This is a genomic window from Ruegeria sp. AB7 (assembly GCF_056542625.1).
In genome coordinates, this window is sequence record NZ_JBQGAC010000021.1 from 1 (window position 1) to 2,899 (window position 2,899).

Consider the following 2,899-nt stretch of genomic DNA (forward strand, 5'->3'; position numbering starts at 1 on the left):
ATTGAAGCGCTCGTTGTATCCATTCTCCCAAGGTGATCCCGGGTAGATTTGGATCGGCTTAATGCCCACCTTTCTTAACCAGGTCTGCAGGTGTTTGATCACGAGCTGTTCGTTGAGTGGAACGACAAGCGCTTTGGCCCCTACCGCCCGACAGGTGGGCCTATCCCGCTGCATCGCTATCGCAAGCCCAAGAAAACACAAACACAGGCACGGGCCGACAGGATCGGAGATCTTGCGCAGAAGATCTCGGTGCCCAGATCGGCGCTTGCCGGGTTGGATTCAAGCCTGGCCAAAGCCGCAGACGTACTGCCGTTCGCCAGCCAGGCCTTTGTCGATCCGGATCCCTATGGAGAGTTCACCTATAGCAGCCGATTGGATGCGCTGCGCGGGGTCTCGGATTTGCTGCACAAGCCGCTGGCCCGCCTGACAGACGAGGATCTGTCGTTCGTGAATGATCTTGTCGACCGCACGCTCGACAAGACGGAAATCAAACAAGGAATAACTGCCCGGTTCTCGCCTAAGCGACCGGCCGCTGAAGAGGAGAGCGAGTAATGCTGAATGCCGAGATCATGGCGCGATATGGGCTGATCAAGGACTGGCGAGCTGCCGGATTCTATGAGACCGAGAACCATCGTCAGATCACCCACACCGTCCGGGCGGGCATTGGAACCGGACGCCTGATCGCTGTGACAGGCCCAGTTGGCATCGGCAAGACTGTGTTCCTGCACCGGTTGCAAGATGAAATTGCGCGCGAAAAGAAGGTCACTGTCGCCGAAAGCCTGTCGGTGGACAAAGCCCGCACGACCGTTCCGACGCTAATCTCAGCCCTGTTCTACGATCTCTCACGAGAGAAAGAACCAAAGATTCCAACCCAAGGTGAAAAGAGGGAACGAGAACTTCAGAAGCTGGTAGCCCGCTCCGGAAAGCCCGTGGCGCTGTTTGTCGATGAGGCCCATGATCTGTATGGAAAGACATTGATCGGGCTGAAACGCCTGATGGAAGTGATCGCGCGCGGCGGAGGCAATCTGTCCGTTATTCTGGTCGGCCATCCGAAGCTGCGAAACGACCTTCGCCGCCCAACGATGGAAGAGATCGGGCATCGCACTGATATCCTGCCCTTCGAAGGATTGGGGGAAGAGTCCCGAACCTATCTCGACTGGCTTTTGGACCAGTGTACCGAGGACGACGCTCCACTTGACGAGATTATCGAACCGGCGGCGCTGGACCTACTGGCAGAGCGCCTGACCACACCCTTACAGTTTGCCGAATATTTAAACCGGGCATTGGAGGCCGGGTTCCGCATCGGCCAGAAACCAATCACGCCGGATATTGTGTCGGCCACCCTGGCCCCCGACTTTGATGACTTGGAGCCACGTCTCACCCGGCAGGGCTATTCTGTGAAGGTATTGGCGGATCAGTTCCAGTCCAAACCTGCCGAGATCAAACGCTTCCTGAGCGGGCAGCTTGAACCCGCGCGGACCCGCGAATTGGCAGAGCGAATGCGGATGGCGGGGTTGTCGCTATGAGGTCATGTGGATGGTCTCACCCCACCGATCCCAGTCTCAGAAATGTGAGCCCGTCTCAATTATTCTGAGCCCGTTCTCAAATAAAGTGGTCCCAAATCGAATTATAGTCTCAAATAATCTGAGCCAGAAACAGCGATGATCTCGCGCCCAACGGATTATGATCTCAAGCCGCTACACATAGATCGCCTCGGCATCAACAGCGGCGTTCTTGGAGCCTTTGACAAACGGCATTACGAACCGCGGATGAACGAGGCGCACGGCATAGCCTTGCGCCTCAAACTGTCTGCCCCAGTGATGAGCGCTGGCACAAGCCTCCATGGCGACTGTTTCCGGGGAATACTCCTGAACGGCAGCGGCGAGTTTTGATCTGGTCACCTTCTTCGAGATTACCTCGCCCTCATTGGTGATTCCGTGGATGTGAAACGACTGTTTGCCTAAATCAATCGCAAGTAACTGCATTCTGTGAACTCCTTCTGCTTGATACGTCTGCCGAAAACTATCGGCATCGGTGCAAGGGGCGTCCATTCCATAAGATGAGAAAGAAACCCGGAACCAAGCAGAGCCACGGTGAGAAGGTCGTAAAGGACATTCGCCGTGCGACCCGCAAACAGTACTCCGCAGAAGAGAAGATCAGGATCGTGCTGGACGGCCTAAAAGGCGAGGACAGCATTGCAGAGCTCTGCCGCCGTGAAGGCATCGCGCAGAGCCTCTACTACAGCTGGTCCAAGGAATTCCTGGAAGCCGGCAAGAAACGTCTGGCAGGCGACACGGCCCGCGCGGCAACTTCCACCGAAGTGAAGGATCTGAGATGGGAAGCCCGTGATCTGAAGGAAGTGGTTGCCGAACAGGCTCTTGAACTGCGGTTGCTCAAAAAAAGCATGGTCGCGGATGGGGACGACGACGAATGAGTTATCCCGCATCCGAAAAACTGGAAGTCATCCGCCTCGTCGAAGGTTCGCATCTCCCGACCAAGCGCACTTTGGAGAAGCTGGGCATTCCGAAGACCACCTTCTATCGCTGGTACGACCGATATCTCGTCGGCGGCCCCGAGGCGCTTGAAGATCGTAGACCCACGCCGTCACGGGTCTGGAACCGCATTCCCACGCCAGTGCGCGAGAAGATCAAAGATCTGGCTCTGAAGGAAAGTGAGCTTTCCCCGCGTGAGTTGGCTGTTCGCTTCACCGACACAGAAAAGTACTTTGTGTCAGAGGCTTCGGTCTACCGCATCCTCAAGTCTTACGATCTGATCACCAGCCCGGCCTATGTGGTTTTGTCAGCAGAAGATGAGTTCCACGACAAGACGACACGGCCGAACCAGCTCTGGCAGACGGACTTTACCTATCTGAAGGTGATCGGCTGGGGATGGTTCTATC

General features: G+C 56.2%; 2 protein-coding genes and 2 pseudogenes. 3 read left to right on the forward strand and 1 reads right to left on the reverse strand.

Annotation, left to right across the window (positions count from 1 at the left end):
* Positions 1–90 precede the first annotated feature (90 nt).
* Both ACR0EN_RS21185 and ACR0EN_RS21190 read left to right on the forward strand, forming a co-directional pair.
* Positions 91–552, forward strand: a complete 462-nt coding sequence (locus ACR0EN_RS21185; RefSeq protein WP_480424837.1) for a hypothetical protein — start codon at positions 91–93, stop codon at positions 550–552.
* Positions 552–1,526: an ExeA family protein gene (locus ACR0EN_RS21190; RefSeq protein ID WP_480425612.1), complete on the forward strand. Its 975-nt coding sequence runs from the start codon at positions 552–554 to the stop codon at positions 1,524–1,526. The genes ACR0EN_RS21185 and ACR0EN_RS21190 overlap by 1 nt, the downstream gene beginning before the upstream one ends.
* Before the next feature lie 177 nt (positions 1,527–1,703).
* Here the strand turns inward: ACR0EN_RS21190 and ACR0EN_RS21195 are convergent.
* Positions 1,704–1,985: pseudogene (locus ACR0EN_RS21195) on the reverse strand (IS110 family transposase); the annotation flags it as partial.
* A gap of 74 nt (positions 1,986–2,059) precedes the next feature.
* Between ACR0EN_RS21195 and ACR0EN_RS21200 the strand changes: the two are divergent.
* Positions 2,060–2,899, forward strand: a pseudogene (locus ACR0EN_RS21200) (transposase); the annotation flags it as partial.

Excerpts from the sequence above, each read along its gene's own strand:
- ACR0EN_RS21190 (WP_480425612.1), top strand. The coding sequence starts at position 552 with ATGCTGAATGCCGAGATCATGGCGCGATATGGGCTGATCAAGGACTGG.